Source organism: Streptomyces apricus, assembly GCF_008369065.1.
GTDB lineage: Bacteria > Actinomycetota > Actinomycetes > Streptomycetales > Streptomycetaceae > Streptomyces > Streptomyces apricus.
On the sequence record NZ_VDFC01000040.1, the window covers coordinates 107,204 to 133,941 of the forward strand.

Sequence of the window (26,738 nt, forward strand, 5' to 3'; positions counted from 1 at the left end):
ACGTGAAGCACCTCGCCATGGTGGGGTCGGGTGCAGACTTGAGGTTAACACTACCGGATCCAACAAACATTCCCCCTCTCGAAATCCGGCGACCGGGTGTCACGGAGCAAGCGGCAGCACGCTCGCTCCGGTGGCGTCGAGGCTCAGCCGGTTGGCCGCCCAGCCCTCGCCCGCCAGCCTTGCGACCTTGTCGGCGGCGGCCTCGTCGGCGAGCGCGAGCACGGTGGGTCCGGCGCCGGAGATGACCGCGGGGATCCCGTCCGCCCGCAGCCGCTCCACCAGCGCCGCGCTCTCCGGCATGGCCGGGGCGCGGTACTCCTGGTGCAGGCGGTCCTCGGTGGCGGCGAGCAGCAGCTCGGGGCGCCTGGTCAGGGCCTCGACGAGCAGTGCGGCGCGGCCCGCGTTGGTGGCGGCGTCGACATGCGGGACGGTGCGCGGGAGCAGTCCGCGGGCGGTCTCCGTGAGCACGGCCTTGCCGGGTACGAAGACGACGGGGACGACGGAGTCCGCGGGCTCCATGCGGATGGCGCGGGCGGCCCCGTTCTCCAGCCAGGAGAGGGTGAATCCGCCGAGCAGACAGGCGGCGACGTTGTCGGGGTGGCCCTCGATCTCGGTGGCCAGCTCCAGGAGCGCGGTGTCGTCGAGCTTGCCGTCCCCGCCTATGGTCACGGCGCGGGCGGCCACGATGCCGGCGCAGATCGCGGCGGACGAGGAGCCCAGGCCCCGGCCGTGCGGGATGCGGTTCGCGCAGACGATCTCCAGGCCGCGGGGCTGCCCGCCCAGCAGGTCGAAGGCGGTGCGCAGGGAGCGTACGAGGAGGTGGCGCTCGTCACGCGGGAGGGTCTCGCTCCCCTCGCCCGCGATGTCGATGTCCAGCCCGGAATCGGCCACCCGGACGACCACGTCGTCGTACAGCCCCAGTGACAGGCCGAGGGCGTCGAAGCCCGGGCCGAGGTTGGCACTGGTGGCGGGGACGCGCACCCGGACGGCGGCGGCGCGGAACGCTGGACCGGCCATCGCTCGATGACTCTCCTTGAGCTTGAGCTGCGAGATTCTCGAAAATCCTGCGAGACGTACGGGGAATGCGGAAGACCCGGAGGCCGCAGGGACGGCGCGGCACCGCGGCATATGCGGCGGGCGGGTTCGGTACAGCTTATCGAAGGAAGCTTCCGTGGCGACATAGGGCGCACAGGAGGCGCACGATGCGTGTCGTAAGCCCGCATGTGCACCCCCTGCCGGGTGCCTCTTCCTGTGCCCTGTCGGGCGTGTGTGCCGTGTGGTGCGGTTACGCGAGACCCAGGCGCTCGGCGGCCGTGGCCGCGTCGACCGGGACGGTGACCGGCTGCGGGGCGCCCGCGACGGCCCAGTCGGGGTCCTTGAGGCCGTTCCCGGTCACCGTGCAGACGATGCGCTGGCCCGGGTCGACCTTGCCCTGCTCGGCGGCCTTGAGCAGACCGGCGACGGAGGCCGCGGAGGCCGGCTCGACGAAGACGCCCTCCTGCGCGGCCAACAGACGGTAGGCGCGCAGGATCTCACGGTCCGTCACCTCGTCGATGAAGCCGCCCGACTCGTCCCGCGCGGCCAGCGCGAACTGCCAGGAGGCCGGGTTGCCGATGCGGATCGCGGTGGCGATCGTCGAGGGGTCCTTGACGACCTCGCCGCGCACGATCGGGGCGGACCCGGAAGCCTGGAAGCCCCACATCCGCGGGGTGCGCGCGGCGACCTTGTCGGCGGCGTACTCGGTGTACCCCTTCCAGTACGCGGTGATGTTGCCCGCGTTGCCCACCGGCAGGACGTGAATGTCGGGGGCGTCGCCCAGCATGTCCACGATCTCGAACGCGGCGGTCTTCTGGCCCTCGATGCGCACCGGGTTGACCGAATTGACCAGCGCCACCGGGTAGTTGTCGGACAGGCTGCGCGCGAGCGTGAGGCAGTCGTCGAAGTTGCCGTCGACCTGGAGGATCTTCGCGCCGTGCACGAGGGCCTGGCCCATCTTGCCGAGCGCGATCTTGCCCTGCGGGACGAGCACGGCGCAGACCATTCCGGCGCGCACGGCGTAGGCGGCCGCCGAGGCGGACGTATTGCCCGTGGAGGCACAGATGACGGCCTTCGCGCCCTCCTCCTTGGCCCGCGTGATGGCCATGGTCATGCCCCGGTCCTTGAAGGACCCGGTGGGGTTGGCACCCTCGACCTTGAGGTGCACCTCGCAGCCCGTGCGCTCGGAGAGCACCTGCGCCGGTACGAGCGGCGTACCGCCCTCACGGAGCGAGACGACCTCCGTGGTGCCGGAGACCGGCAGCCGGTCCCGGTACTCCTCGATGATTCCGCGCCACTGGTGGGTCATTGCTCGTTACTCTCCTTCAACCCGCATGATGCTGGCGACACCCCGCACGGTGTCGAGGTTGCGCAGCGCCTCGACGGTCCCCGTCAGGGACGCGTCGGACGCGCGGTGCGTGACGACCACGAGGGAGGCATCGCCGCCTCCGTCCTGCCGTCCTTGCTGACGAACGGTGTCGATCGACACCCCGTGTTCGGCGAAGACGGTCGCCACCTGGGCCAGGACGCCCGGTTTGTCCGCCACGTCGAGGCTGATGTGGTAGCGGGTCACGACCTCGCCCATGGACGAGACGGGCAGCCGGGCGTACGCCGAGTCGCCGGGCCCGGTCGCGCCGCTGAGCTTGTTGCGGCACACGGCCACCAGGTCACCGAGGACGGCGGACGCCGTCGGGGCGCCGCCCGCGCCCGGCCCGTAGAACATGAGCTGCCCGGCGGCGTCCGACTCGACGAACACGGCGTTGTACGCGCCGCGCACCGAGGCGAGCGGGTGGCTCAGCGGGATCATGGCGGGGTGCACCCGCGCGGTCACCGATCCCCCGTCGGCGGCCCGCTCGCAGATGGCGAGCAGCTTGATGGTGCAGCCCATGGCCCGCGCCGAGGCGAAGTCGGCGGCGGTGACCTCGGTCATGCCCTCGCGGTACACGTCGTCGAGGCGCACGCGCGTGTGGAAGGCGATCCCGGCGAGGATGGCGGCCTTGGCTGCCGCGTCGAACCCCTCGACGTCGGCGGTGGGGTCGGCCTCCGCGTACCCGAGGGCGGTGGCCTCGTCGAGGGCCTCCTGGTAGCCGGCGCCCGTGGAGTCCATCTTGTCGAGGATGAAGTTGGTGGTGCCGTTGACGATGCCGAGCACCCGGTTGACCTTGTCGCCGGCGAGGGACTCGCGCAGCGGGCGGATCAGCGGGATGGCGCCGGCGACGGCGGCCTCGTAGTAGAGGTCCGCGTCGTGGTCCTGGGCCGCCGCGTGCAGCGCGGCGCCGTCCTGCGCGAGCAGCGCCTTGTTGGCGGAGACGACGGAGGCGCCGTGCTCGAAGGCGGTGGTGATGAGGGTGCGGGCGGGCTCGATGCCGCCGATGACCTCGACGACGACGTCGATGTCCCCCCGTTTCACCAGCGCGGTCGCGTCCGTGGTGACGAGGGCGGGGTCGATGCCCGCACGCACCTTGCTGGGCCGCCGCACGGCCACGCCGGCCAGCTCGACGGGGGCCCCGATGCGCGCGGCGAGGTCGTCGGCGTGCGTCGTCATGATGCGCGCCACCTCTGAGCCGACGACCCCACAGCCCAGCAGCGCCACCTTCAGCGGACGCGTACGCATCATCCGACCTCGTTTCCTCTTACCGTCACGGTGGGACCAGTCTCACTCACCGGACGGGGGTTTCTGCCCCACGTCCGGATCGTGAGATGTCTATTTCATTTACGCGGGGGCGGAAAACAGGAGATCTTCCGCCGGACCCGCCTGTCGTCCGGGTCAGCCGACGTCGAGACGCAGCAGGTCCTCCTCGGTCTCGCGGCGGACGATGACCCTGGCCTCGCCGTCGCGGACCGCGACGACGGGCGGACGCAGGGCGTGGTTGTAGTTGCTGGCCATCGAGCGGCAGTACGCGCCGGTGGCGGGCACCGCGATGAGGTCCCCCGGCGCCAGGTCGGAGGGCAGGAAGGCGTCCTTCACGACGATGTCCCCGCTCTCGCAGTGCTTGCCGACCACGCGCACCAGCATGGGCTCCGCGTCGCTCGTACGCGAGACCAGGGCGACGCTGTACTCGGCGTCGTACAGCGCGGTACGGATGTTGTCGGACATGCCGCCGTCGACGGAGACGTAGGTGCGCAGCCCTTCGAGGGGCTTGATGGTGCCGACCTCGTACAGGGTGAAGGCGGTGGGCCCGACGATGGCGCGCCCGGGCTCGACGGAGATCCGGGGCGTGCGCAGCTTCGCGGCCTCGCACTCGCGCGTCACGATCTCGCCGAGCGCCTTGGCGATCTCGTGGGGCTCGCGGGGGTCGTCGTCGCTGGTGTAGGCGATGCCGAGGCCGCCGCCGAGGTCGATCTCGGGCAGCTCGATGCCGTGCTCGTCGCGGATCGCGGCGAGCAGCGACACGACGCGCCGCGCGGCCACCTCGAACCCGGCCATGTCGAAGATCTGCGACCCGATGTGGGAGTGGATGCCGATGACCTCAAGCCCGTCGAGGGCGAGCGCGCGCCGTACGGCCTCGGCGGCCTGTCCGTCGGCGAGCGCGATCCCGAACTTCTGGTCCTCGTGCGCGGTGGCGATGAACTCGTGCGTGTGGGCCTCGACGCCGACGGTGACGCGGATCTGCACGCGCTGCCGCCTGCCGAGGCTCTGCGCGATGTGCGCGACCCGCACGATCTCCTGGAAGGAGTCGAGGACGATGCGCCCGACGCCGGCCTCGACGGCCCGGGTGATCTCCGCCACGGACTTGTTGTTGCCGTGGAAGGCGATGCGGTCGGCGGGCATGCCGGCGGAGAGGGCGGTGGCCAGCTCGCCGCCGGAGCAGACGTCCAGGTTGAGCCCCTCCTCGTGCAACCAGCGCACGACGGCGCGGGAGAGGAAGGCCTTGCCGGCGTAGAAGACGTCGGCGTCGTGCCCGAAGGCGGTGCGCCAGGCGCGCGCCCGCGCACGGAAGTCGGTCTCGTCGAGGAAGTACGCCGGGGTGCCGAACTGCTCGGCGAGCGTCGACACGTCGATCCCGCCGACGCTGACCGAGCCGTCCTCGGTACGCGTCACGGTCTGCGCCCAGACCTTCGGGTCGAGGACGTTGAGGTCGTCGGCCGGGGCGGAGTAGTGGCCCTCGGGCAGGACGTCGGCGTGGCGGGGCCCGGCGGGGTGTGCGGAACGGCTCATGTCTGTGGGCTCTCTCAGAGATGTTCTACGAGGTGTTCCAGACGTGCTCCGGAGACATTCGGCATGTCGAGAAATGCTCCGGGGCGCATCTAGAGGTGTTCTGGCGCGTCGATGCCGAGCAGGGACAGGCCGCCGGCCAGCACCGTCCCGGCGGCTTCGGCGAGCGCGAGCCGGGAGCGGTGGGCGGCCGAGGGTTTCTCGTCGCCGAGCGGGAGGACGGTGTGCTGGAAGGCGAGCAGCGCGTCGGCGACGGTGACGAGGTGCCGCGTGAGCCGGTCGGGCGCGCGGTGGCGCGCGGCGGCGGCGAGGGCGTGGGGGTAGGTGTCTAGGGCGTCGAGGAGGGCACCGGTTTCGACTCCGGCACCGTCCTCCGTGCCGGGAACACCGGTGAATCCGAGCTGGGCGGCGTTACGGCTGAGGGCCCGGGTGCGGGCGTGTGCGTAACGGACCCGGAAGAAGGGGTTCCCCTCCCGCTGGACGAGGTGCTCGTCGGTGATGCGGGGCCGGTCGTGGGACCCTCTCCCCCACCCCCAAAACCTGTTCATGACGACCCCGAAAGAGCTGGTAGGGTTCTACCCGTCGCCGCAACCACAGCGCCCGACACGCCCCCGTAGCTCAGGGGATAGAGCAACGGCCTCCGGAGCCGTGTGCGCAGGTTCGAATCCTGCCGGGGGCACCTCGTAGTAGGTGCCCAAAGACCCCGCCATCAGCGGTTTCGCTGAGGACGGGGTCTTGGCGTATGTGCGGCCGTGCGCAGGCGGAGGCCGCCGAAAGCAGCCGTTTGCCGGTGATCACGTTGTAATAGCGTGTTGATCTTTCAGAGGGACCCCGCACGTCAGAGGCTGTCTTCCCGTCTCGTCAGCGTAGCCGTGCAGACATGGCGAAAGCCCCGGATCTCTCCAGGGCTCACGTCCATCGGTCCTGCGGACCGTTTCACTTCCAGGTGTCGCCCTACTCCCCCCAGACCCTTCAAGGCGGCTCGCTCCGCTCCCCGCGCGCGGCCCAGCTCCCGGCCGGGCTCATGGCAATCAGCCGCCTGACGCCAGAGAAGGGCCACATCGTGGCGGGGCGGTCGGCTCCACGACTTTACGGAGCCATGATCACTTGCGCCAAAGCCGCTTCATCGCCCTGAGCTAGTGCGCCTTCTTCTCCGTTCCTCAGAGAACTGTCAGCACGAACGGAAGTTGACCTAAGCTGTACTGCGACTAAGCCAGTTAGTGGGTCAGGGGGTTGAGACCGTGATGCGGATCAGCATGGTTGGCCGGGGTGCTGAGGAAGAGTTGCGCTCACTCCGCACGTGGCTTCTCGAAGATCCAAAGGTTCGCCAGCATTCGAAGGTGTTTTGGGAGACTTCACAGCCCCAACCCGGAGCAATGGGGGCCGATGCATTTTCCGTTCTTCAATTGGTCACAGATAACTTCTGGCAGATCTCCACCTTCTCGATCACTTACGCCGCCTGGCGAAAAACTCGGACTCAAGCACCTCGCGTGACAATTGAGCATAACGGAAAATCTGTAACGATTGAAGGAAGTGACACGGAAACACTTGAGCGCATGATCCGCTCGCTGAGTGCAGAGTAGTTATTCCGTGACCCTACCTCGCTCCAAATATTCTCGCGCAGTACTAATTGGCGTGAGCGACTATACGCAATTGCCCAGACTGGCTACGGTGCGAAATAACATCGAAGCTTTAAGGGGAATTCTCACCAGTTCCGCTTCATGGAATCTTTCACCGGAACACTGCGCGGTCGTGCACGACCCTCGCACGCCAGAGGAATTGGTGGACCCCATTCTGCATGCTGCCGAGGAAGCATCAGATGCGCTACTAATTTATTACGCTGGCCACGGACTCAAGGGCCCGAATAGAGGGGAATTGCGCCTTACCCGGTCAACCTCTCGCACGGGCGCACCACACACTTCCACCGACTACAATGATATTCGAGAAACATTGCTGGGATCGACAGCAAATCGCCGAGTTGTGATCCTCGACTGCTGCTATGCCGCCAGCGCTCTCGGCACTATGACAGATCCTGCTAGCAGCATCGCCGATGACGCCCTCATCGAAGGGACGTACCTTATCGCTGCCGCAGGCGAAACGGAATCCGCTATGGCAGAAGACGGTAGCGGATTTACAGTATTCACCGGCGAACTAATTCGCCTGCTCAGCGAGGGTATTCCAGAACCCAAGTGCGATCTATTGGACCTGGATACCGTATTCAGCCATTTGCATAGGGAGCTCCGCGCTAAATCCCGGCCTCTGCCGCATAAGCGGGTGCGCAACTCTCTTGGAAAACTTGCATTGGCCAGAAACTCGTTCGGGCGCGCGGGAGAGTTGCGTACAAGCAACACCATTCCCGTGACCCCCTCCATGATCCCCGAATCTCAAAGCGAGGCCAACTTTCTCGCTAAGGAGATTCGAGGCGGCGCGGACGGAGCTTCCTCGGGGGCCGATGAAGCTCGGCTCCATCGGCTTTCTGCGCAATCTCCCCACACTGGCGCACTATGGCATAAACCAATGTCAGAAGCAGCCTCCGGTGAGGCCGCAGGCAGCTTGCCCGAAAAAGCAGAAGCGGTCGATCCAACGCCTACTCCCGGCGACCTTACAGGACCCGAAATTTGGCCAACTGTACGACAGACCTGGCCAATGGTAGCCGCGTCGCGCGAGTCTCCACAAACAGGGCATGTAGAAATCATATGGAAAGAGATTCTGAATAGAATAAAGGAGCGGCGACGCTTCGCGTGGATTATTCTGACTCAAAATGTCAGGATTGCATCCTTCAACGGCGAGATTCTTGAGCTTGCTTTCAGTAATGAAGCGGCTGAAAATTCTTACCGTTCGAATGGAATCGACAACCTTCTCGGCAATGTAATCAGGGAAGACTTCGGGCTGAATTGGAAGGTCAGAGTAGGCGCTGCCACCGGCCTTAATCATGGCCAGAATCATCTGAGATCGAATTCTACGGTAAGACGCCCTGGCCAATGGCCCACTTTTCGGGCAAACGACACTGCTGCACGAACCGAGTCACGGCATGCCGAAAGACCTCAACCTGTTTCAATTGCTTGGCCTCCAGTGCGCAAGCCGCCCCCTCCGGAAGACTTTCAACGGATTCAAGAACTCTGGCCTAAGGTGCTAGATGAAGTCGGAAAACGGCGACGGACTTTTTGGTATCTGTTGTCTCAAGATTGTAAGCCAGTCGGCGCAGTGGGAAAAAAGATTTTGCTCGGATTCAATAACGAGCAGGCCAGGATTTCATATCTCTCATGCGGTGCTGACAAGCTACTCGAAGAGGTTGCAACAGAGATCCTTCGCTTCGCATGCAAAATAGAGCCCATGACGATTTCCGAGTAGTTCTTCAGGGAACAGCGGGGAACCACGGTGAAAGCGAACGGAGCCCGCGCTAGGGCTTCATACGTACAGGTCAGCACACCATTAGGATCTTGCCGAACGTAGCTTCCCAGGCTGAGTGTGCAGACGGCGTTATTACGGGACGGCCGTCCCGGCTTGCTCTGGTTGACGACATAGCAGCGTGGCTGAGACGGATGGGGGTGCAGCGAGACACACACGCCTAATCAGTCGGCGCACCCGGCGTCGTGGCCAACTGTCGTCGGCTGAGGCCCAGGCGGTGTTCACCGGGAGATGCTGGCTGTTGGTTGTGTGCGGCGGATCCGGATGTCACCGCCTTGCACGTCCTTCCGTCTCAGTTTCCTTCTCATTCAGTGAGCTCTTTCAGCGGTGCCGCTCCAGGGTGAGGACGGCCTTAGGGATTGACGTCATGCGGTTTGGGCTGCATCGGGCGCTGCGGAAGATTCGCCAGGATTTGAGGCGGGCGATTCCTCGTTCGACGGGTGCACGGGCCGCGGACAAAGCCCGGTTGGCCGCCTGCTCGGTCGAGGTGAGTTCGCCCTGGGGTGGCCGGCGTTTGGGAGTGGTGACCCACTCGCCCGCACCGATGTAGGCCATGTCGGCGAGGACGGGGACTCCCTGGCGCTCGCAGATCTTGATGATCTTATGGGTGCGGGCGGCGGTCAGGTCGTGCGTTCGGCCGGGCAGGGCGGGTGAGAGCCACAGGATGCGACCGGCCGGATCCGTGATGACCTGCACGTTCACGCCGTGGCGTTTGTGCTTCGTCGAGTAGTCCGCGCGCCCGTCGCCGACCCGGTCGCATTCGGCGAGCGTGCCGTCCACGAGAACATAGTCGGGGTCTGTCTCTCGCAGGACCTTCAGCAGGCCCGGCGCCTTGTCGGCCAGGTGCTCGACGACGGTGGTGACGTACGCGTGGGCGGTGCCGACGGAGATACGGAAACCCGCGGCGAGTTGAGCCAGCGGGTCGCGCCAGCGCAGGTACGCGAGAGCGATCACAGACGCTCGGACGGCCGGAGTTTGCAGCGCCGGTCACCCTCACGGGTGACGATCAGCATCGTCACCCACTCCACGAGTGCATGCGGCAGGATACGGGACCAACAGGGCTCCTGAGCTGGAGAGTTGAGACCTAGACACCTCTCTCAACAGCACGGGAGCCCTGTCCGTTGCCTACGGTCCCGTCGTCACCCGCCCGGGGGCCACCCTGAAAACCCTCACTGTTCGCGCACTGTCTGCGATACATGCATTGAGGCACGGCGCGCACTTACGCCCTACTCCTCAGGCTTGAAGCCGTGCGCGTCACGCCATGCGTACAGATCCTGCTCGCTCGGCAACTCGTGACCGTTCGGGCACCTGGGCGGGGTGCTGCCGTCCTGAAGGTCGACAGGGTCAGTCCTGCCCACTGGACGAAACCGGCGCCCCTTCGCCAATAGGCGTGCCTCGCAATTTGGGCACCTGAGCCCGTGGATGTCTTCGATCCACTCAGTAGCCATGGCTTCCTCTCCAGTGACTGAGGCTGAAGAATCAGGTAGGACTCATTTTCGCCACAACACCCCACATGCCCCCCAGTGCCGGGAATGATGCCTTCCCCAACAGCGCCATCCCTGGGGGACCCATGCGCCACACCGCCATCATCACCACTGCCCTGCTAATCGCCGGACTCACCGTCGGCTGCTCCAGCAACGACAAAAACGACGCCAAGCCGGAAGCAGCAACACCCAAGGCGCCCGCCAGCGTCACCGCTACGCAGGTCCTCAGCGAAGAAGAGATCAGCCAGCAGTGCACGGACGCCGTCGCCGAGGCAGCTCCCGGCTGGGAAGACTGGAACCTCGACATCGCAGGCTGGAAAGACGCCACCGAGACACCCGAAGTGTGCAAGTCGCTCGACAACCTCGCGTTCCACCAAGCGTTCATTGACGGCCTGGACATTGCCGCCGCATGCGACACCCCAGCCGCCCTACCAGGTAAGTGTTGATCTGATGGAATGCGCATGGCGCCCCACCATCAGATGGGAGCGCCTTCGTCATGCGGTCAGGGGCGCGACATCACCACGAGCTACGGCATGTCACCTTCCTCTTCCAGCGCCTGTGCAATCTTCGCGTTGGCAGCTTCCTCGTGCCCGTCGATGCAGCCGTAGTACCGGCGGTGGATCACTTCGGGGGAGTTGCCGACCCGCCGGGCCACTTCAGCGATCGGGACCCCGGCATTTAGCCATCGCGTGATGCACACGTGCCGCAGGTCGTAGGGGCGAGCGGCGATTCGACGCGGTCCGGCGGGAGCGCGAACAGTCGTGCCTCTTCCCACACGCGCCAGTACATAGACGAGCCGACCACTCCCCCGCGTTCGTTCCCGAACACACGACTTTCCTTGGCAGTCTCGAACTCTTTCAGGTGGGTCCGCAGGATGGTGACCAGGACGGGTGGGATGGGGACCGGACGGTCCGTGTCTGCCTCCCGCGCCTTCAGGCTCCGGCGGTCGTGCCGCTCCCCCGAGTCGGTCCACTGCTTGCCGGAGATGGGACGTGTCTCCCGCAGCGTCAGCGTGCCCCAACCCGCGTCCGGCAGGGACACCGTGCTCCGGCGCGAGGAGGCCGCTGCGATACGCGAGGTCGGCCGTGGAAACTGTCGGTGGAGGACCGAGCCCTGGATGATCAAAGGTGGGATAGATCGCATGAGCGAGCGTATCGGCAAGTACTCGATCACCATGCCTCGCGATATCGCCGAAGCCGCCAAGGCCCGCAGCGGCCCCTCCGGACTGTCCGCTTACGTCGCCGCAGCCGTCGCCCGCCAGATCGAGCGGGACGATCTCGATGAACTCATCACGGTGGCAGAGGCCGAACACGGCCCCGTCAGCGATGACGAGGTGCACGCTCTACGTGACCAGCTCCGCCAAGCCCGACAGCAGCAGGCCCGAGGCGGGACAAACGTCGCCTGACTTTCTGCTCCGCCAGCCTCGGCGGCACCTTGGTCCTCGACCCCGAAGGGTTTGCCAAGGCCGTCCTGTGCGACCGAACGGTCATCGGTTGGCTCGCCCTCGCCCGCGCCGATGACCTGCGGGTGATCACTTCCGCAGCCACTCTCGTGGAAGTTATTCACCCACGAATCAATCGTCCGGCCCTGAAATGGTCGCCGACGCCGGCCTGCACGGCCACAAGCACACCATCGACGCCATGCTCAGCGTCAGGGCCGAACGCAGGCATGGCGGCTCGGCGTGCTGCGCGCTCATGAGTCCTTCTCGTGGTGTCGGACCGTGAGTGGTTCGGTTGCCCGGACTCGTAGCGGCGGGCCCTCGTCCAGGCTCAGGACCAGGGTGGGGTCGTCCCCGTTGCGCTGTTCGCTGCAGGTGCCGACGACCGTGCGCCACTCGCCCCATACCCTCAGCAGGTGGTCCGGGCGGACCATGGCCGCCGCGATCTCCCGCTCGACGGGCTCGGCGACGAGGTCCGGGGCCTTCAGTTCGGCCCATACCGTTTTTCCGGTACCGGCCTCGTGTTCCTCTACGCCCCAGCGGTGGGCCAGTGCCTCCACCAGCAACAGCCCACGTCCGCCGGTCTCGTCGTCACCGGGCGTGCGTACTTCGGGGCGGCCCGGGGCCTCGTCGCTGACCTCCATCATCAGCAGGCCCTCCTCCGTTGATCGCGCGATCCGGACGCCGACCTGTCGGCCGCTCGGGGCGTGCGCTCGCAGGGCGTTGGTCACCAGCTCGGAAAGCAGCAACTCCGCGGTGTCCAGTACGTCTTGGTCGATGCCCCATTCTCCGAGCACGGCGTGTGCCAGTGCTCGCGCTCTCGGCACGCTGCGACGGGAACGCGTGAGCCGAAAGGTGACTTCGTTCTGTGCAGCCATGACAGCCCCCAGGGGGTCGACGCCTGGTCGGAGACCCACAGAGACGGCCGGTCGGCCGTGGGTGCCGATGTCCATGGACAGCAGCATGTAGGCGTACCAACTCAATCTGCAACGTTGCCGATTAAGATGGCGGCAATCTTCCCCCTTTCGAGTTACCGCAGGTCCTGCCGTATCCATGACTCTGCTAGAGGTGTTGGCGTGTCTATCAAGAGCACCGCCCCGAACCCCTCGACCGTGCTTGGACGCCAACTCGGTGACGAGCTGCGCCGGTTGCGCGAGGCAGCCAAGCTGACCACCACTCAGGCGGCTGAGGCCCTCGACTGCACCAAGGGCAAGATCAGCCGGATCGAGAACGGCCGTGTGGCGGTCCGGCTTCCGGACCTGACAGCCATGCTGCACGCGTACGAGGCGGCACATCCCGCCCTGTTGGAGCGGCTGAGTGCGCTGGCCCGCAGCGCCAACCGCCGCCGCAGGCAGGGCTGGTGGAACCAGTACGGGGCTGTTCTCGCCGACACGTACCGCGACTACATCGCGCTGGAAGCCATGGCCGGGGAGATCCGCACGTTCCAGGCGCAGCTTGTCCCCGGTCTGCTCCAAACCCCGGAGTACGCCCGTGCCGTGACGGTCGCCTCGCGGCAGTGGCAGACAGCAGACGAGATCGAGAAGTTCGTACAGGTGCGACTCGCTCGTCAGGAACGGCTCACCGGCGACTCTCCTCTGCAGCTTTGGGCCGTGCTGTCAGAGGCCGTCCTTCTGCAACAGGTTGGCGGACCTCAGGTGATGCAGGCGCAGCTGGAGAGCCTCTTGGCCGTCTCCGAACGACCCAACGTGACCCTTCAGGTGCTGCCGTTCGTACGGGGAGCCCACGCGAGTATGTTCGGCCCGTACGTAGTACTGGGGTTCCCGGAGGAAGCAGCGCTGGACGTGGTGCTGGCGGACAACCCGACCGGCTCCATCTGGTTGGAGCGGGAGGCGGAAGTCGCCCGTTACCAGGACCTGTTCGATGCCGCTCGCACGTCCGCGCTCTCCCCGATGGAATCCCGCGCCGTCATCCGACGCAGGTCCAAGGAGCACAGAGCATGAATCGCCTACGCCACAGCACGCCGGGTCCGTCGGGTGCGAGGTGGCGCAGCAGCACCTACAGCGGCGGCAACAACGAGTGCGTCGAGGTCGCCGTCAACCTCGCCCACCTCATACCCGTCCGCGACAGCAAGCGTCCCGCCAGTCCCGTACTCGTCTTCTCCCGCGGTGCATGGACCACCTTCGTCGATCACCTGCGCTGAATCCACGGTGGCCGCAGGCCCGGCGGTGCCCTCATGTTCGGTCGGCCCAAATCCACGCGAGTGCAAAATTTAGTCTGGGCAATGATTGCTCTGTGCTTCTCGTACGTATCCCCTGTGACCGAGTCGTTCGTCTCAGGAGGCAGCATGCGGGTTTCGCAACGCACCGCAGGGACCGTGTTCGTGATCGGTGGGCTGGGCGTGACGCTTGCCGCGCTTGCCTATCCGGCGTTCCTCGGGGTGGAGAAGACCACCACCGGGCAGGACCGGATCATCGCCAACACCCGGTACGGGCCCCTGACCGAGGCCGATCGGGATTTTGTGGTCAAGGTGCGGGCCGCCGGGCTCTGGGAGCACCCTCTCGGGCTCATGGCCATGGAGCGCGGGACCKCCCCCGCCATGAAGGAGGCCGGGAAACACCTCGTCGCCGGGCACTCCGGGCTCGACGAGATGTGCCGGAAGATCGCCCCCGAGCTGGGCGTCACCCTGCCCAACCAGGCCAGTCCGCAGCAACAGCAGTTCGTCGCGACCGTGGACGGGAGCACCGGCAAGCAGTTCGACACGACCGCGGTCAACATCATGCGCGTGACGCACGGGCAGATCTTCCCCGTCATCGCCAAGATCCGCGCCAACACCAAGAACACCATGGTCCGTCAGCTGGCCGACCTCGCCAACGACACCGTCCTCGACCACATCACCGTGCTGGAGAAGACCGACCTKGTCAACTACGACCAGGTCACCTTCCAGCAGACCTCCCCGCCCAAGCTCCCCAAGGCCGAAGTGACCCCGCCCGCACCTCAGCCCGGTTCACCCGTCCTCGTGCTCGACAGGCCCGAAGGGCTCGACGTGGGTGGCGGGGGCCGGATGCCGGGTGCGGGCCGTCTTGGGTTGCTCGCGCAGTTCCCCGCGCCCCTAAAAGACTGCGCCGTTCCCCGCGCCCCTAAAGGCAAAAGACTGCGCCGTTGCCCGCGCCCCTGAAAGACAAAGACTGCGCCGTTCCCCGCACCCACATGCGCCGGCGCGCTTTTCAGGGGCGCGGGGAACTGCGCGATCAGCCCCCGCCCAGCCGCAGCCGGTGTCGAAGCGAGAGGCCTCAGACCCGCACCCACGTCCCTCGGTCACGGGCCATCGCGTGCAGTGCCTCGATGTCCGCCGGCTTCAGGACACCGCCCGCCCGGGCCAGTGACGTCACGTCGGTGTCCAGCAGGATGCGCGCCTCGCGCAGCGGTGCCGTCACCGACACGTCCCTGGCCGCGAAGAAGGCCAGTACGGGACGCACCTCCGCGGTGAGCGCGTACGACGCGCGGTCCGCGTCCGCTCGGACCTCCCGTAGCAGCGGCCGCGCCTCCAGCCGCCCCACCCGCACCATCGGGTCCGCGACGATCACCCGCTGCCTGCGGGCGTACACCGTGTGCACGGCGAACAGTCCCCCCGGCCCGATCACCAGATGGTGGACACGGTCCCCGCCGGGCAGCGGCACCGAGTGCAGGGTGTGCCACCCGGCACCCTCCAGCCGGTCCAGCGCCTCCCCCACCGCCAGCTCCGCCTCCAGCGCCCGCCGCCGCGGGTCCGCCCGCAGCCGCCGCTGCGGACCGGGCTCGTGGTCGAGCACGGACTGCAGCGCCTCACCGGGCCGGTTCGGCGCGAGGTCGTCGTCCGGGTGCAGCGACAGCCGGGCGAGTTCGGCGGGGGTCGGCACCGGCGGCGGCCCGACCGTCACCTCCCCGGTCAGGAACGGCCCGAGCGCGTCGAGCACGTCCTCGCGGCGCTCCTCGCTGAGCAGGTTGACCCGGGCCGCCTCCCTGTCGTACCAGGCGAGGTTCCTGCCGTCCGTGCGGCAGACGTAGAGCCGTTCCCGGCCGTGCCGCCAGGTCGGTATGACGCGCAGTCCTTTCATGCACCATCACCCCACGACCATGGGAACAGGCGGGGTGCTCCAGGGGCAAGAACCCGGTTACCTTTGGGAGCAGTTGGAGGGGGAGGCGCCGTTGCGCACGCGCAGGAACCAACCCGATGTGCCGGCCCCGGACAGCCCGTGGAGCGAGATCGTGCCCGGCCTGTGGATGGGCGGGCACGAGTACGCGGGCCGGTCCGGAGGAGATCCGGAGTTCGCCGTCGTGCACGACGAGTTCGATCTGGTGCTGACCCTGTTGCGCATGCCCGGCCACGGGCCCGCCCCCGGTGTCGAGCACCATGTGTGGCCCATCCCGGACGGGCCGCTGGACGGCACCCAGCTGGCGGGCGTGATGCGGCTGGCCGAGACGGCGGGCGAGGCGCTCGGCGACGGCCGGCGCGTACTGGTGCGCTGCTTCCACGGCTACAACCGCTCGGGGCTGGTCGTCGCGCACGCCCTGGTCCTGGCCGGGTACTCGGCCGACGAGGCGATACGGCTGATCCGGGTCCGCCGGTCGCCGTGGGCGCTGCACAACGAGCTGTTCGTGGCGTACCTGCGGACGGGGCTGGCGACGGCCCGGCTCCTGGAGGAGCTCGCCGAGTAGCCCCTCCCGGGGAGGGCGCCCCAGGGCCCACCGCATGCCGGGCGCGGGTACGTCGTGGCCGGTCGCGCAGTTCCCCGCGCCCCTTAAGGGCGAAGCCCGCCACGAGGCCCCCGGCATCCCGATGGCTCAGTGTGACGGGCGGTCCGCGCAGCGGGCTCTTAGCGTGGCGGTTAGTCCGCCAGTCCGCTGGTCACCCCACCCCGGAGGAGCCCGCCATGTCCCTGCGTACCGCCCTCACCCGCCTCTGCATAGCTGCCGCCGGCGGCGCCCTCGTCGTCGGCGCCGCGAGCCCCGCGCTCGCCGGTGACGACTGGGGCCACCACCCCGACGGCGGCCACCAGAAGTACCACAAGGGCCGCGTCAACGCGCCCGGCGGCCTGAACCTGCGCGACAAGCCGACCCGCGGCAGCGCCGTCATCGGTTTCGCCGAGCACGGCGAGGTCGTCTCCATCTTCTGCAAGACGCCCGGCGAGAAGATCAAGGGCAACCATGTGTGGTACCTGCTCGCGGACGGCACCTGGGCCTGGGGGTCGGCCCACTACATCGACAACATCGGCGCCTCGCCCCGCTGGTGCTGAACACCCGCCCGGGGACACCCGGGTGACCGCGGCAACCGGAGCGACCGGAGCAGCCGGAGCGATCCGACCGTCCGGACATAACAGGACATCGGACGAACCCCTTGCTAACTTCCGGACATGATCTCGCCCGGAACAGCCGGAAAGGCCGGACCGACCGGAACGACCGGACCGACGGGAACACCCGCAGCCTCCGGCACCCCCGGACCCACCGGACCTCCCGGAGCGACCGTGCAGGCGGATCCCCCGGACCCCGCCGTGCGCCTCTCCCGACCCCGGCGCCGCGGCGTCGAGTTCACCCTCGTCGTCATGGCCGTCCTGCTCTGCCTGTACGGCTACTGCGAGGTCGGCCTCGCCCGGACCGGATCCGTCCCGCCCGGCGCCGCGGGTCACGGCGCCGGGCTGGGCGCGCTCGCGCTCCTGGCGCACGTCGCGGTCCGCCTGCGCGCCCCCCGCGCCGACCCGCTGCTGCTGCCGATCGCCGTCCTGCTCAACGGCCTGGGCCTGGTCCTCATCCACCGGCTCGACCTGGAGACCCCGGCCGACCGGGCGGCGCCCACCCAGCTCGTCTGGTCGGCGCTGGGCGTGGGCCTGTTCATCGCGGCGGTGGTGCTCCTGCGCGACCACCGGGTGCTCCAGCGCTACACGTACGTGTCCGTCGCCGCCGCGCTCGCCCTGCTGGTCCTGCCGATCTTCTTCCCCGCGGTGAACGGCGCCCGCATCTGGATCAGGGTGGCCGGGTTCTCCATCCAGCCGGGCGAGTTCGCCAAGGTCATGCTCGCGCTGTTCTTCGCCGGGTACCTGGCCGCCAACCGCAACGCGCTCGCGTACACGGGCCGTCGCGTCTGGCTGCTGCAACTGCCCACCGGGCGGGTGCTCGGCCCGATCCTCGCGGTCTGGCTGCTGAGCGTCGGCGTCCTGGTGCTGGAGCGGGACCTGGGCACGTCCCTGCTGTTCTTCGGCCTCTTCGTGATCCTGCTGTACGTCGCCACCGGCCGCACCGGCTGGATCGCGGTGGGGCTGCTGCTGGCGGCCTGCGGGGCCGTCGCCGTGGGCTGGCTGGAACCGCACGTGCACAGCAGGGTCGAGGACTGGCTGCACCCGTTCGCGTCGATCGAGGCGGGCCGGGGCCCGAACCAGCTCGCGCAGTCGCTCTTCGCGTTCGCCGCCGGCGGTTTCCTCGGCACCGGGCTCGGCGCCGGCCACTCGATCCTCATCGGCTTCGCGGTGAAGTCGGACTTCGTCCTGGCCACGGCGGGGGAGGAGCTGGGCCTGGCCGGTCTCAGCGCGATCTTCCTGCTGTACGGGCTGCTGGTGGAGCGCGGCCTGCGGACGGGCCTCGCCGTGCGCGACCCCTTCGGGCGGCTGCTCGCGACCGGGCTCGCCTCGATCGTCGCGCTCCAGGTCTTCGTGATCGCGGGCGGGGTGACGGGCCTGATCCCGCTGACCGGCATGGCCATGCCGTTCCTCGCGCAGGGCGGTTCGTCGGTGGTCACCAACTGGGTCATCGTCGCCCTGCTGATCCGCCTCAGCGACTCGGCCCGCGGCCGCTCCGAGGAGGAACCGGAACCGGGACACCGCACACGCGGGCCGGACGGCGGGGAGGATGCGCCATGACGGGCAACGGACGCCCCATGACCCGGTACATCCGGCACACCGCCGCCTTCTGCGCGCTCCTCCTGCTCGCGCTCCTGGTGAACGCCGTCCGGATCCAGATCGTCCGGGCCGGGGCGTACGACGCGAACCCCGCCAACCGCCGCCACGACCTGGCCCGCTACGGGCAGCCGCGGGGCGACATCCTCGTCGGCGGCCGGGCGGTCACCGGCTCGCGGGACTCCGGGCAGCGGTTCCGCCACGAACGGACGTACCGCGACGGCCCGTTGTACGCGCCCGTCACCGGCTTCGCCTCGCAGGTGTACGGGACGGCCCTGCTGGAGAACGCCGCGGACGGCATCCTGTCGGGCACCGACCCCGCGCTCTCGCCGCTCCCGCTGTACGACGACCTCACCCGGGCCCGTGACCCCGGCGGCCACGTGGTCACGACCCTGGACGCCCGGGCGCAGCGGGCGGCGTACGCGGGACTCGGCGGCCGGCGCGGTGCGGTGGCCGCCCTCGAACCGTCCACCGGCCGGATCCTGGCCCTGGTCTCCTCCCCCTCCTACGACCCCGGGGAGCTGTCGGGGACGGGCCCGGAGGTCGCCCGGGCGTGGGCGCGGCTGAACGGCGCGGCGGACCGGCCGATGCTGAACCGGGCGGTGCGGCAGACGTATCCGCCGGGGTCGACCTTCAAGGTGGTGACCGCGGCCGCGGCCCTGGACTCGGGCGTGGTGCGCGACGTGGACGAGCCGACGCGCTCCCCGGACCCGTACCGGCTGCCGGGGAGTTCGGCGCGGCTGACGAACGAGGTCGTCGGGTGCGCGGACGCCTCGCTGCGCTACGCCTTCCAGTGGTCGTGCAACACGGTCTTCGCGGGGCTCGGGGTGGCGGTGGGCGTGGACGCGATGAGGACGACGGCGGCCGGATTCGGGTTCAACGACCACGGGCTGGGGATCCCGTTCCGGGTCTCCCCCAGCACCTTCGACACCCGGGTGGACGCGGCGCAGCTCGCGCTCTCCTCGATCGGCCAGTACAACACCCGGGCCACGCCCCTGCAGATGGCGATGGTGGCCGCGGCCGTCGCGAACCAGGGCGCGGTGCGTGCGCCGCACCTGGTGGAGCGGACGACGACGGACGACGGCGACACGGTGTCCGCCACCGGGCGGCGGACCCTGCACCAGGCGATGAATCCGGCCACGGCGGTACGGCTGCGCGAGCTGATGACGGACGTCGTGGAGAAGGGCACCGGCACCAACGCCGCCGTCCCGGGTGCCACGGTCGGCGGCAAGTCCGGCACGGCCCAGCACGGCCTCCACAACTCCGGTACGCCCTACGCCTGGTTCATCTCCTGGGCGCAGGCCGACGACGCGATGGAGCCGGCGGTGGCCGTCGCGGTCGTCGTGGAGGACGCGGCGGCCGACCGGGGCGACATCAGCGGCGGCGGGGACGCGGCGCCGATCGCCCGGGCGGTGATGGAGGCCGTGCTCGACCACTGACGGCCTACCGCCGCCCGAGCCCGAAAACCAACCGGGCCAGGGCCAGGGCTAGGGCTCCGCCCCCACCCGGATCGCCTCGGCCACCTCGGCGACCCTCGCCTCCTCCTCCGCCGCGAAGCGCTCCGCGTCCAGCTGCTCGGCGATCTCCTCGTCCTGGGTCATCAGGAGGTCGAGGTTGGTGTTGCCCATCTCGAAGACGCCCATGTCGACGTAGGCCTGCTGGAGGCGCTTGCCCCACAGGCCGATGTCCTTGACGCAGGGCACGATGCGGGAGAACAGCAGCTGGCGGAAGATCGCCAGGAACTCGGACCGCTCGCTGTACTCCTCGGCCTCCGGCGTCGGGATGCCGAAGTTCTCCAGGACCTCGACCCCGCGCAGGCGGTCGCGCATCAGGTAGCAGCCCTCGATGACGAAGTCCTCGCGCTCGCGGCGCTCGGCGTCGGTGAGCTGCTTGTAGTAGTCGCGCAGCGCCATGCGGCCGAAGGCCACGTGGCGGGCCTCGTCCTGCATGACGTACGCGAGGATCTGCTTCGGCAGCGGCTTGTCGGTGGTGTCCCTGAGCAGGCCGAACGCGGCGAGGGCCAGTCCTTCGATGAGGACCTGCATGCCGAGGTAGGGCATGTCCCAGCGCGAGTCGGCCAGGGTGTCGCCGAGCAGGGCCCGCAGGTTGTCGTTGACCGGGTAGACCATCCCGATCTTCTCGTGGAGGAAGCGGGAGTAGATCTCCGCGTGCCGCGCCTCGTCCATCGTCTGGGTGGCCGAGTAGAGCTTGGCGTCCAGGTCGGGCACGGACTCGACGATCCGGGCCGCGCAGACCATGGCGCCCTGTTCACCGTGGAGGAACTGGCTGAACTGCCAGGAGGCGAAGTGCTTGCGCAGCTCGCCCTTGTCGCGGTCGTTCATCTTGGCCCAGTACGGCGTGCCGTAGAGCGAGATGGCCTCGTCGGGGGTGCCGAGCGGGTCGCAGGGGTCCACCTCCAGGTCCCAGGCGATGCGCTTCTGGGCGTCCCACTGCTTGTCCTTGCCCTTCTGGTAGAGGGCGAGGAGACGCTCGCGCCCTTCGTCGTACTCCCAGCTGAACCGTGCCGCGCCGGTCGCGGGCACCTGCCAGAGGGGAGCTCCGGGGTCCATGGCGTACAGGTCGTAGGTCGGCATGTCCCGCAGGCTCACACGTGGTGGACGAGGGGTCAACAAGTTGAGCGGAAGGGATTGACGAGCTTGCTGACGAGCAGTCTCATAAGACGTGACCGGTGGTAACCCCGACCGCCGGCCGATCACCGAACCAGCGGCTTCCGGTACGACGAGGTACGACGAGGTGGGCACAGCCATGACGACCGTGACGACGGACGAGGGCGCAGTCGAGGGTCTGCGCGACGCGCTCGGCCTGCTCAAGGACCGCGAACAGGTGGCCGAGCGGCTGCTCGACTCCTCCGCGAAGCACTCGTTCGACCCGGACGAGGAGCTGGACTGGGACGCGCCCTTCGAGGAGGGCAAGTGGTTCTGGCCGCCGGAGCTGGTGTCGCTCTACGGCACCCCGATGTGGAAGCGGATGAGCGAGGAGCAGCGGATCCTGCTCTCGCAGCACGAGGCCGCGGCGCTCGCCTCGCTGGGCATCTGGTTCGAGATCATCCTGATGCAGCTGCTGGTGCGGCACATCTACGACAAGCCGGCGACGAGCGCGCACGTGCGCTACGCGCTGACCGAGATCGAGGACGAGTGCCGGCACTCGAAGATGTTCGCGCGCCTGATCGGCCGGGGCGGGACGCCGCACTACCCGGTGAGCCGCGCGCACCAGAACCTGGGCCGCTTCTTCAAAACGGTGTCCACGACGCCGGGTTCGTTCACGGCCACGCTGCTGGGCGAGGAGGTCCTCGACTGGATGCAGCGGCTGACGTTCCCGGACGAGCGGGTGCAGCCCCTGATCCGGGGCGTGACGCGGATCCACGTGGTGGAGGAGGCGCGGCACGTGCGGTACGCGCGCGAGGAGCTGCGCCGCCAGATGATGACCGCGCCCCGCTGGTCGCAGGAGTTCACCCGGATCACCTCCGGTGAGTTCGCCCGCGTCTTCTCGGTCGCCTTCGTCAACCCCGACGTCTACACGAACGTCGGGCTCGACCGGCGGGAGGCGATGGCGCAGGTGAAGGCGAGCGGCCACCGCCGGGAGGTCATGCAGACCGGCTCCAAGCGCCTCACCGACTTCCTGGACGACATCGGCGTCCTGCGCGGCCCGGGCCGCCGCCTGTGGAAGTCGAGCGGCCTGCTGGCCTGAAGCGCCCCTCAAGGGGCGCGGGGAACTGCGCGACCAGCCCCCACCGGCCGCCAGCTCCTCGACGCCGCGCTGTCCCTGTTCGCGGTCCGGGCCCCGGAGGACGTCTCCCTGGACGACGTGGCGGAGGCGGCCGGCGTCTCCCGCCCCCTGGTGTACCGCTACTTCCCCGGCGGCAAGCAGCAGTTGTACGAGGCCGCCCTGCGCTCGGCCGCCGAGGAGCTGGAACACTGCTTCGCCGAGCCGCCGGACGGCCCCCTCACCCGCCGCCTGTCCAACGCGCTAGACCGCTACCTGGCCTTCGTGGACCAGCACGACGCCGGCTTCAGCGCGCTCCTCCAGGGCGGCAGCGTGGTGGAGACCTCGCGGACCACGGCCATCGTGGACGGCGTGCGGCGGGCCGCTGCCGAGCACATCCTCAGCCACCTGGGCACGCAGGAGCCGCCGGGCGACCGGCTGCGGCTGACCGTCCGGATGTGGATCACGGCCGTCGAGGCGGCCTCGCTGATCTGGCTGGACGAGGAGAAGGAGCCCCCGCTGGACGAGCTGCGCGACTGGCTCGTCGAGCAGTTCGTGGCGTGCCTGGTGGCGACGGCCGCCCGCGACGAGCAGACCGCGGCGGCGGTGCGGGCCGCGCTGCCGCTGGAGTCCGCGGACGGGCCGATGGGCTCCCTCGCCCGCCGGGTGCTGCCCGTGGTGAGCGACGCGGCGCACCTGCTGTGACACTGGCTGCGTGAAGAGCGAAGACACCCCCTTCGAGGGCGGCCCCCTGGACGGCCGCGTGCTGCCGGTCCTGCTCGGCCCGACCGGGCACCCCCCGAAGGCGTACCGGGTCCCGGTGCCGGACGCGGCGGGCGGCCCGCCCACGGTCCTGGTCTACCTCCGCGTCCAGGCGGGCGCGAGCCGGAAGCTCGGTCTGCACCAGGGGTGGAAGTACGTGTACGACCCCACGGGCCGCGCCGGCCGGATCAGGTGGCCGTGGTCGAAGCCGGACCCGGCACCGGACCCGGTGCCGGACGCCACGCCAGACACCACGCCGGACGGCAAGCCGGAGGACACCCACGGGTGACGCGGTTGGGCCGGACCGCCCACGGCCGGCGCGCGCGGTGCGCGCGGGCGCCCGATGCTCACGGTGCGGAGGAGCGGAAGGGCCGCCCCGCACCGGAGGTGATGACGTGTCAGGAAGGCTTCTGCGCCTGGTCTGTACGGCGGCGATCGCGGCCGGCGCGGTCCTCGCGCCGGCGCCCGGGGCGGCCGCGGCCCCCGTGCCGGACGAGCGGCCCGTGGCCGAGCTGCTCACGGACCTCCAGCGGCTGTACCGGGAGGCGGAGGCGGCCGCCGAGGCGTACAACGCGACCGAGGAGAAGCTGCGCAGGCAGCGGGCCGAGGTCGCGAGGATCGACGGCCGGCTCGCGAAGGCCCGGCTCTCCCTGCGCGACAGCCGCGGCGCCGCCGGACGCCTCGCCCGGCAGCAGTACCAGGGCACGAGCGAGATCGGCCCGTACGTGCGGCTGCTGCTCGCCCGGGACCCGGAGCACGCCCTCGACCAGGGCCAGGTGCTGCGGCAGGTCTCGCTCCGGCGGGCCGGCACGGTGCGGCGGCTGACGGGCAGCGAGCGGCGGGCCGGCGAGCTGGCCCGCCGGGCCCGTACCGCGCTCGACCGCCGGCTCGCCCTCGCCGAACGGCAGAAGAGGGACCGCGACCTCGTACGGGAGCGGCTGGACGACGTCGAGGAACTGCTCGCCTCGCTGACCGAGGAGCAGCTCTCGCAGGTGGCCGAGCTGGAGGCGGCCGGGGTGGCCGAGGCCCAGGAGGAGCTGGTGGCGTCGGGGGCGCTCAGTGGCACGGGCCGGCCCACCCGGGAGGGCGCCGCGGCCCTGCGCTACGCCGTGGACCAGATCGGCAAGCCCTACGAGTGGGGCGCCGAGGGCCCGGACGCGTACGACTGCTCGGGGCTCACGTCGCAGGCCTGGGGCGCCGCGGGCCGCACCGTCCCCCGCACCAGCCAGGAGCAGTGGGCCGGGCTGACCCGCGTGCCGCTGACCGACCTGCGCCCGGGCGACCTGGTCGTCTACTTCCCGGAGGCGACCCACGTGGCGCTGTACCTGGGCGACGGGCTGGTGGTCCAGGCACCCCGTCCGGGCGCGCGGATCAAGGTCTCCCCGCTCGCGGCCAACCCGGTCCTGGGCGCGGTCCGCCCGGACCCGTCCGGAGAGCCCCTGCGGCACTACACACCACCGAGGCTCCCCAAGGACGCACGGACCGGCCCGGACGAGGGCCACGACCTCACGTAGAGCGCCCCTCAGCCACCCGCGACGGACGCCAGGTACGCCCCCGTCTTCTCCGGCTCGTAGAAGAAGTTCTCGAAGTCGGCCGGGTCGTCGAACCCGTTGGCGAAGCGGTCGGCCGCCGGCTGGAGTTCGCCGGCCGCGCCGATCAGGTTCAGGACGTGCTCCGGCGGCGGGCCGAGCATCGCGTTCGTCCACTTCGTGACGTGCTGGGCGGTGTCCCAGTAGCGTTCGAAGGTGGCCCGCATCCACGCCTCGTCGAACTCCTTGTCCCCGTGGCCGAGGATCGAGTCGAGGTAGGAGGCGGCGCACTTGGCGGCCGAGTTGGAGCCCTGGCCGGTGATCGGGTCGTTCGCCACGACCACGTCGGCGACGCCCAGGACCAGGCCCCCGCCGGGCAGCCGGCCCACCGGGGTGCGGACGGTCGGGGTGTAGCGGCCGGACAGCGTGCCGCCCGCGTCGGTGAGTTCGACCTTCGTCGCCCTCGCGTACTCCCACGGCGTGAACCGCTCCATGAGTTCCAGCGTCAGGGAGAGGTGCTCGGCCGGGTCCTTCACCCCCTGGAAGACGTCCAGCGGACCGCCGGGTATGCCCTCCCAGAAGAGGATGTCCGCCCGCCCGGAGAGCGTGTACGTCGGCATGACGAACAGCTCGCCGACGCCGGGGACGAGGTTGCAGCGCACCGCGTCGAACTCCGGGTGCTCGGGCCGCGGGCCCAGACCGTGCACGTACGCGACGGCCAGCGCGCGCTGCGGCTGCGTGTACGGGGAGCGCGAGGCGTCGCGGCCGAACATCGACACCAGCTCGCCCTTGCCCGCCGAGACGAGGACCAGGTCGTACGTACGGGCGAAGTAGTCGAGGTCGGAGACCGCGGCGCCGTGGATGACGAGCTGGCCGCCCCGCTGGGCGAACGTCTCCATCCAGCCGGCCATCTTCACGCGCTGGTCGACCGACTGCGCGTACCCGTCCAGCCTGCCCACCCAGTCGATGGCGCGCTGCGAGGGGCCCGGGTCGAAGGAGCCGGGGGCCGCGACCGAGACGCCGAGCCCTTCGATCCGCGGGGCCTGGGACTCCCAGAAGTTCAGCTGGAGGTCGCGCTCGTGCTGCAGCGCCGTGTGGAACATGCACTGGGTGGACATGACCCGCCCGGTGCGTATCTCGTCCGCCGTCCGGTTGGACATCAGGGTGACCTCGTACCCGTGGGACTGGAGTCCGAGGGCGAGCTGGAGTCCGGACTGACCGGCTCCGACGACGAGTATCTTCCGCATACTGGTCCTCACTGTGCGTGCATCGTGCTCCGGAGCCGGCGCCGGCCGGGCCGGGCTACTCGGGGCTGGTGTCGAGGGCGTGGCCCACCAGCGCCAGCAGGCTCTCGATGACCGAGATCCGGCGGCGCGCGTCCATGATCATGACAGGTATGTGCCGGGGGATCGTGAGCGCCTCCCGCACGTCGTCCGGCTCGAACCGCTCGCTGCCGTCGAAGTGGTTGACGGCGACGACGTACGGCAGTCCGCAGCTCTCGAAGTAGTCCAGCGCCGGCCAGCAGTCCTTGAGACGGCGGGTGTCGGCGAGGACCACGGCGCCTATCGCCCCGCGCACCAGGTCGTCCCACATGAACCAGAACCGCTGCTGCCCGGGCGTGCCGAACAGGTACAGCACCAGGTCGTCGTCGAGCGTGATGCGGCCGTAGTCCATGGCCACGGTGGTGGTGGTCTTCTCCGGGGTCGAGCTGAGGTCGTCGACGTCCTCGCTCGCCCGTGTCATCAGCGCCTCCGTCTGGAGGGGCGTGATCTCGGAGACGGTGCTCACGAGGGTGGTCTTGCCCACCCCGAAACCGCCCGCCACCACGATCTTCGTGGCGATCGGCGCGCGGGTCCGGTCCTTCTGCCAGGCTTTCAGCTCCTCGTCGGGCTCCACGACGTGGAAGCCGGCTCCGGCTTCGGTCCCGGGGAGGCCGGACGATCGGGAGGCATCCGAGACGCGGGAGACGTCAGAGACGACGGAGTCCACTCAGCACCCTTTCCAGCAGAGCACGGTCGGGCTGTCCCGGACCGTGACCCGTTCCGTACACACGGATCTTGCCCTGGTCCGCCAGGTCGCTGAGGAGCACCCGGACCACGCCGAGCGGCATCTTCAGGAGGGCCGCGATCTCGGCCACCGTGCGCATCCGGCGGCAGAGTTCGACGATGGCCCTCATCTCCGGCATCACCCGGGTGGAGAGTGAACCATTCTCCAGTTCACGGCGCTCCTCCGGGGCCTCCAGGGCCGCCACGAACGTCTCGACGAGCAGCACGTGCCCGAAGCGGGTGCGGCCGCCGGTGAGCGAGTAGGGGCGTACGC

Annotated in this window: 25 protein-coding genes, 1 tRNA gene and 4 pseudogenes; 17 read left to right on the plus strand and 13 right to left on the minus strand. The window is 69.2% G+C overall.

The genetic code is table 11. The annotated features are described in order from the left end of the window. Positions 1-99 precede the first annotated feature (99 nt). The 5 genes and pseudogenes from thrB to FGF04_RS13410 form a co-directional block, all read right to left on the minus strand. Positions 100-1,017, minus strand: coding sequence for a homoserine kinase (gene thrB / locus FGF04_RS13390; protein ID WP_149511533.1), 918 nt, complete (start codon positions 1,015-1,017; stop codon positions 100-102). A gap of 268 nt (positions 1,018-1,285) precedes the next feature. Beyond that, a complete protein-coding gene (gene thrC, locus FGF04_RS13395; protein ID WP_149511534.1) occupies positions 1,286-2,344 on the minus strand; it encodes a threonine synthase in 1,059 nt (352 codons plus the stop codon). 6 nt (positions 2,345-2,350) lie between these two features. Beyond that, the gene (locus FGF04_RS13400) at positions 2,351-3,649 is read right to left on the minus strand and encodes a homoserine dehydrogenase (protein WP_149512251.1); all 1,299 of its coding nucleotides are present in this window, start codon (positions 3,647-3,649) and stop codon (positions 2,351-2,353) included. A gap of 153 nt (positions 3,650-3,802) precedes the next feature. Then, positions 3,803-5,194 carry a diaminopimelate decarboxylase gene (lysA, locus tag FGF04_RS13405; protein ID WP_149511535.1) on the minus strand — a complete coding sequence of 464 codons (1,392 nt, stop codon included), beginning with the start codon at positions 5,192-5,194 and terminating at the stop codon, positions 3,803-3,805. An 89-nt stretch (positions 5,195-5,283) separates the two neighbouring features. Continuing rightward, positions 5,284-5,706: pseudogene (locus FGF04_RS13410) on the minus strand (DALR anticodon-binding domain-containing protein); the annotation flags it as partial. Positions 5,707-5,798: 92 nt separating this feature from the next. Between FGF04_RS13410 and FGF04_RS13415 the strand changes: the two are divergent. From FGF04_RS13415 to FGF04_RS13425, 3 genes are all read left to right on the plus strand, one after another. Continuing rightward, positions 5,799-5,870: transfer RNA gene (locus FGF04_RS13415), tRNA-Arg, on the plus strand. Positions 5,871-6,435: 565 nt separating this feature from the next. Then, the gene (locus FGF04_RS13420) at positions 6,436-6,774 is read left to right on the plus strand and encodes an effector-associated constant component EACC1 (RefSeq protein WP_149511537.1); all 339 of its coding nucleotides are present in this window, start codon (positions 6,436-6,438) and stop codon (positions 6,772-6,774) included. Positions 6,775-6,781: 7 nt separating this feature from the next. Further along, positions 6,782-8,542: a caspase, EACC1-associated type gene (locus tag FGF04_RS13425; RefSeq protein ID WP_268893773.1), complete on the plus strand. Its 1,761-nt coding sequence runs from the start codon at positions 6,782-6,784 to the stop codon at positions 8,540-8,542. A gap of 378 nt (positions 8,543-8,920) precedes the next feature. Here the strand turns inward: FGF04_RS13425 and FGF04_RS13430 are convergent. Next, positions 8,921-9,612, minus strand: a pseudogene (locus FGF04_RS13430) (transposase). A 557-nt stretch (positions 9,613-10,169) separates the two neighbouring features. On the opposite strand from FGF04_RS13430, the gene FGF04_RS13435 reads away from it, so the two are divergent. Beyond that, a complete protein-coding gene (locus FGF04_RS13435; protein ID WP_149511539.1) occupies positions 10,170-10,529 on the plus strand; it encodes a hypothetical protein in 360 nt (119 codons plus the stop codon). Between the two features lie 80 nt (positions 10,530-10,609). Here the strand turns inward: FGF04_RS13435 and FGF04_RS42050 are convergent, their stop codons facing one another. Then, positions 10,610-10,783, minus strand: coding sequence for a site-specific integrase (locus tag FGF04_RS42050; RefSeq protein ID WP_408055614.1), 174 nt, complete (start codon positions 10,781-10,783; stop codon positions 10,610-10,612). 441 nt (positions 10,784-11,224) lie between these two features. Here FGF04_RS42050 and FGF04_RS13445 point away from each other — a divergent pair, with 441 nt between their 5' ends. Continuing rightward, on the plus strand, positions 11,225-11,488 hold the full coding sequence (locus FGF04_RS13445; protein WP_149511540.1) for a CopG family transcriptional regulator: 264 nt from the start codon (positions 11,225-11,227) through the stop codon (positions 11,486-11,488). Then, positions 11,485-11,741: pseudogene (locus FGF04_RS41045) on the plus strand (DNA-binding protein); the annotation flags it as partial. The gene FGF04_RS13445 and the pseudogene FGF04_RS41045, both read left to right, overlap by 4 nt. 34 nt (positions 11,742-11,775) lie before the next feature. Here FGF04_RS41045 and FGF04_RS13455 read toward each other — a convergent pair. After that, positions 11,776-12,348, minus strand: a complete 573-nt coding sequence (locus FGF04_RS13455) for an ATP-binding protein (RefSeq protein WP_235882321.1) — start codon at positions 12,346-12,348, stop codon at positions 11,776-11,778. A 249-nt stretch (positions 12,349-12,597) separates the two neighbouring features. Between FGF04_RS13455 and FGF04_RS13460 the strand changes: the two genes are divergently transcribed. The 3 genes from FGF04_RS13460 (at position 12,598) to FGF04_RS13470 (ending at position 14,657) form a co-directional block, all read left to right on the plus strand. Continuing rightward, positions 12,598-13,482 carry a helix-turn-helix domain-containing protein gene (locus tag FGF04_RS13460; RefSeq protein WP_149511542.1) on the plus strand — a complete coding sequence of 295 codons (885 nt, stop codon included), beginning with the start codon at positions 12,598-12,600 and terminating at the stop codon, positions 13,480-13,482. Further along, positions 13,479-13,682, plus strand: a complete 204-nt coding sequence (locus FGF04_RS13465; RefSeq protein WP_149511543.1) for a DUF397 domain-containing protein — start codon at positions 13,479-13,481, stop codon at positions 13,680-13,682. Before FGF04_RS13460 ends, FGF04_RS13465 begins: the two co-directional genes overlap by 4 nt. A gap of 144 nt (positions 13,683-13,826) precedes the next feature. After that, a complete protein-coding gene (locus FGF04_RS13470) occupies positions 13,827-14,657 on the plus strand; it encodes a DUF4142 domain-containing protein (RefSeq protein WP_149511544.1) in 831 nt (276 codons plus the stop codon). Positions 14,658-14,772: 115 nt separating this feature from the next. Here FGF04_RS13470 and FGF04_RS13475 read toward each other — a convergent pair whose 3' ends face one another. After that, on the minus strand, positions 14,773-15,576 hold the full coding sequence (locus tag FGF04_RS13475) for a nuclease-related domain-containing protein (RefSeq protein ID WP_149511545.1): 804 nt from the start codon (positions 15,574-15,576) through the stop codon (positions 14,773-14,775). A gap of 91 nt (positions 15,577-15,667) precedes the next feature. Here FGF04_RS13475 and FGF04_RS13480 point away from each other — a divergent pair, with 91 nt between their 5' ends. The 4 genes from FGF04_RS13480 (at position 15,668) to FGF04_RS13495 (ending at position 19,844) form a co-directional block, all read left to right on the plus strand. Continuing rightward, on the plus strand, positions 15,668-16,177 hold the full coding sequence (locus FGF04_RS13480; RefSeq protein WP_149511546.1) for a protein-tyrosine phosphatase family protein: 510 nt from the start codon (positions 15,668-15,670) through the stop codon (positions 16,175-16,177). 215 nt (positions 16,178-16,392) lie between these two features. Continuing rightward, positions 16,393-16,755: an SH3 domain-containing protein gene (locus FGF04_RS13485; RefSeq protein WP_149511547.1), complete on the plus strand. Its 363-nt coding sequence runs from the start codon at positions 16,393-16,395 to the stop codon at positions 16,753-16,755. Between the two features lie 117 nt (positions 16,756-16,872). Further along, positions 16,873-18,369 (plus strand): FtsW/RodA/SpoVE family cell cycle protein, encoded by a 1,497-nt coding sequence (locus FGF04_RS13490; RefSeq protein WP_149511548.1) that lies wholly within the window; start codon positions 16,873-16,875, stop codon positions 18,367-18,369. Positions 18,370-18,386: 17 nt separating this feature from the next. After that, complete coding sequence (locus tag FGF04_RS13495; protein ID WP_149512252.1) at positions 18,387-19,844, plus strand: penicillin-binding transpeptidase domain-containing protein; 1,458 nt, start codon at positions 18,387-18,389, stop codon at positions 19,842-19,844. A gap of 48 nt (positions 19,845-19,892) precedes the next feature. Here FGF04_RS13495 and FGF04_RS13500 read toward each other — a convergent pair whose 3' ends face one another. Beyond that, positions 19,893-20,999 (minus strand): ferritin-like domain-containing protein, encoded by a 1,107-nt coding sequence (locus tag FGF04_RS13500; protein ID WP_149511549.1) that lies wholly within the window; start codon positions 20,997-20,999, stop codon positions 19,893-19,895. Positions 21,000-21,171: 172 nt separating this feature from the next. Between FGF04_RS13500 and FGF04_RS13505 the strand changes: the two genes are divergently transcribed. The 4 genes and pseudogenes from FGF04_RS13505 (at position 21,172) to FGF04_RS13520 (ending at position 24,404) form a co-directional block, all read left to right on the plus strand. After that, positions 21,172-22,113 carry an AurF N-oxygenase family protein gene (locus FGF04_RS13505; RefSeq protein WP_149511550.1) on the plus strand — a complete coding sequence of 314 codons (942 nt, stop codon included), beginning with the start codon at positions 21,172-21,174 and terminating at the stop codon, positions 22,111-22,113. A gap of 51 nt (positions 22,114-22,164) precedes the next feature. Further along, positions 22,165-22,833 (plus strand): annotated as a pseudogene (locus FGF04_RS13510) (TetR/AcrR family transcriptional regulator); the annotation flags it as partial. A 10-nt stretch (positions 22,834-22,843) separates the two neighbouring features. Further along, positions 22,844-23,179, plus strand: coding sequence for a hypothetical protein (locus tag FGF04_RS13515; protein WP_149511552.1), 336 nt, complete (start codon positions 22,844-22,846; stop codon positions 23,177-23,179). Between the two features lie 106 nt (positions 23,180-23,285). After that, positions 23,286-24,404, plus strand: a complete 1,119-nt coding sequence (locus FGF04_RS13520) for a C40 family peptidase (protein ID WP_149511553.1) — start codon at positions 23,286-23,288, stop codon at positions 24,402-24,404. Between the two features lie 8 nt (positions 24,405-24,412). Here the strand turns inward: FGF04_RS13520 and FGF04_RS13525 are convergent, their stop codons facing one another. From FGF04_RS13525 to FGF04_RS13535, 3 genes are all read right to left on the minus strand, one after another. After that, positions 24,413-25,666 (minus strand): styrene monooxygenase/indole monooxygenase family protein, encoded by a 1,254-nt coding sequence (locus FGF04_RS13525; protein WP_149511554.1) that lies wholly within the window; start codon positions 25,664-25,666, stop codon positions 24,413-24,415. Between the two features lie 55 nt (positions 25,667-25,721). Next, positions 25,722-26,315, minus strand: a complete 594-nt coding sequence (locus FGF04_RS13530) for a GTP-binding protein (RefSeq protein ID WP_235882322.1) — start codon at positions 26,313-26,315, stop codon at positions 25,722-25,724. 73 nt (positions 26,316-26,388) lie between these two features. Next, positions 26,389-26,738 (minus strand): DUF742 domain-containing protein (locus tag FGF04_RS13535; protein ID WP_149512253.1); only part of this gene is annotated, 350 nt, incomplete at its 5' end.